This is a genomic window from Ruegeria sp. BHSA123 (genome assembly GCF_059613425.1).
In genome coordinates this window covers 1-2,660 of the sequence record NZ_JBXWSL010000148.1, presented here as the reverse complement: position 1 = coordinate 2,660, position 2,660 = coordinate 1, and the positions used below count along the sequence as shown (strand labels likewise).

Sequence of the window (2,660 nt, the reverse complement as noted above, 5' to 3'; positions counted from 1 at the left end):
TCAGGTTAAAAGCACATCCAAGCACAAGTATACAAGGTAGTGGTGAACTCAGTTGGCGGCATCGACAGATACAAGACAGTCCATTCGGACAACTGATGGCACAACGAGGCCCAGGTCCAAGCCGTTTGTGGTGCCTTACCTGTTCATCGGGTTCATATTGCCGTTCTATTTCGATTTTCTCGGAATGCAGATCAACGGCTACCGTCTGGTTTTGCTCATTTTCTTTATTCCGGCCATTGTGCGCTGGCTTGATGGTTCCACACGCATCTACAAAGCGGACATCCTGATTATCTGTTTTGCGTTGTGGAATGGTCTGGCGATCTTTGCCAATAACGGTCTTGCAAGATGGGAATATGTCGGCATCGGGATTGTTGAGACGCTCTCACCGTATTTCATTGCACGGTGGATGATACGCGATGCGGCTGCGTTTCGTAGTTGCGCCCTTTGGCTGTTTGTTGTCGTGGTCATCATGTTGCCATTCAGCGTGTACCAGTCCGTTACCAACACGTCCCTGATACTCGATATCTTCAGCAACTTCGGGCAGGTGTATAAGGTCGTGCAGGAACGGCCGCGCCTAGGCTTTTACCGGGCGCAAGGATCCATGCCGCACCCGATCCTGTTCGGGCTGTTCTGCAGCTTGGGGTTTGCCCTGTCATGGTATGTTCTGGGGTATGGGAAAAGCCTGAACTATAAGCTTTCCAGAGTGGGGATTGTGGTTTTTGCCACCATAACATCGCTGTCGTCGGGGGCCTGGCTGTCAATCGCCGTGCAGATCGGTCTGATGAGCTGGAAAACGGTGTTCGCGGCCGTGAAGAAGAAATGGAACCTGTTGCTGTACATTTTCATCGGAATGTACGCATTTATCGAAATATTCTCGAACCGCTCCCCAGCTCAGATATTCGCGGCCTATCTGACGCTCAAAAAATCGACAGCATGGAACCGGATCCATATTTTCACCTATGCCTCTGACGATATCCTGAGAAACCCGCTGTTCGGTATTGGGTTGTCCGACTGGACCCGACCGCGCTGGATGGTGCCAAGTGTTGACAACTATTGGCTGCTCACGACTCTGCGCCACGGGTTTCCGTCGCTCATATTTCTTTTTTTGGTGGTTGTTTTTGTCTTCCGTGACATAGGCAGGGCCCACCTTACCGATAAATTGACGAGTTATCGGCTTGGTTACTTTTTTGCCCTTGCCGGATTTTGCGTCGCCGCCATCACGGTGCATGTCTGGGACTCCACGTTTTGTATTTTCATGTTCATGCTGGGGGCTGGTCTCTGGATGGTCGATGCCGAGGAAGAAACGGTCCAGCAGCAGACAGCGCCTGCACCAGGCCGGACGCGGCGGATCAGATATACACGGTTTGAATAGAATGGGCGCCGAGTCGACTTGCGCAAGAACCGATCGGTCACATGGGTCAGGCTCGCAATACCGTATTTAAGGAAGTGATAAAGTGTCAGTTTCGGAAAACAAGATTGAAACAGATGCCGGTCTGGGCCGAAAACCAAAGCGTTCCAAGCAGCAGAATATCATATCTCAGATACCCATCTCGGCCCGAAAGAACTATGGGCTTCTGAAAAATCCAGAATTCTGGAGGCTACTTCCGTTCATTCTCAGGTGCAGGTTCGGGGAGCGAGATTTTGCAAATGGTCAGACCAAAATTTTTGTTGGCACCCACCACAAGGCCATGACCACGTATTTCAAGGCCGTGCTCAGACTTTTGGCCTTTGGGCTGGGCGCCCGGTTCGAGGATATTTCGAAAGAAGCACCCCGGTCGGAAACGAGGGTGTTCCTGTCGACACACAGCCGGACGCCGTGGCCAGAGATTGGGCCATATCGGGGGATACATATCATGCGTGACCCGCGCGACATGATCGTATCCTCCTATCACTACCATCTTTGGACGAATGAGCTTTGGGCCCATGTGCCGGATGAAAACGGGCGGACGTATCAGGAAAAACTTCAGGCGGCAGACAAGACCGAAGGTTTGTTCATGACAATCCGCCATTTCATCTATTTCAGCCGGGAAACGCTTGAGAACTGGGATCTGGACGATCCTGATATTCTCGAAGTCTCCTATGATGCATTGATGGGTGATCAACGGGATGATCTCTATGCTCAGATATTCACGTTTCTGGGCCTGACGGGTTGGGCGCATGAGTTGGGGGTTCGCCTGATGCGCCTGTTTGAGGCCGGAAAACGCAGTAAGGTATCAGCGACAAAAACCAATGAACGCGCGCATATTCGCAGTGGCCGTAGCGGGCAATGGAAAGACGAGTTGGAACCTGAGCATCTGGCTTATATCGAACAGGAGCTTGGGCATATTCTGGATAAGTTCGGATATCCCCGGGCGCTTCCCGAAGATGCTCAGCGTGGTGTCTGATCTCAGTTCAGTGGCAGCAGCCGCTTTTTGATCATGCCGGCTGCGCGGCGCAGTTGTTTGCCGGGCGACATCCGGCCTGCCAGTATCGCATCAATGTCCGATGGTGTCATATCTTTGCGTATCGATGTGCGCGGACGCAGAAAAGCGTTGGCGCGCATGGACCCCATGTCGCTGGAAAAGGCTGTCCCATATCCGTTACGGCGCAGGGCGCGCAGGACGTGGGCGTTGTATAACCCAAATGGTATTCCCGCTTTGGTGACGGGATGACCGCAAATT

The 2,660-nt window shown here is 52.4% G+C and carries 3 protein-coding genes; 2 read left to right on the top strand and 1 reads right to left on the bottom strand.

Features of this window, described 5'->3' with window-relative positions:
* Nucleotides 1-157 precede the first annotated feature (157 nt).
* Both AC2FNC_RS20635 and AC2FNC_RS20630 read left to right on the top strand, forming a co-directional pair.
* Entirely contained in the window at nucleotides 158-1,372 is a 1,215-nt protein-coding gene (locus AC2FNC_RS20635) for an O-antigen ligase family protein (protein WP_496716546.1), read from the top strand.
* A 316-nt stretch (nucleotides 1,373-1,688) separates the two neighbouring features.
* On the top strand, nucleotides 1,689-2,384 hold the full coding sequence (locus tag AC2FNC_RS20630) for a sulfotransferase domain-containing protein (protein ID WP_496716545.1): 696 nt from the start codon (nucleotides 1,689-1,691) through the stop codon (nucleotides 2,382-2,384).
* A gap of 2 nt (nucleotides 2,385-2,386) precedes the next feature.
* Here AC2FNC_RS20630 and AC2FNC_RS20625 read toward each other — a convergent pair.
* The coding region (locus AC2FNC_RS20625) for a polysaccharide deacetylase family protein (RefSeq protein WP_496716544.1) at nucleotides 2,387-2,660 on the bottom strand (274 nt) is incomplete at its 5' end.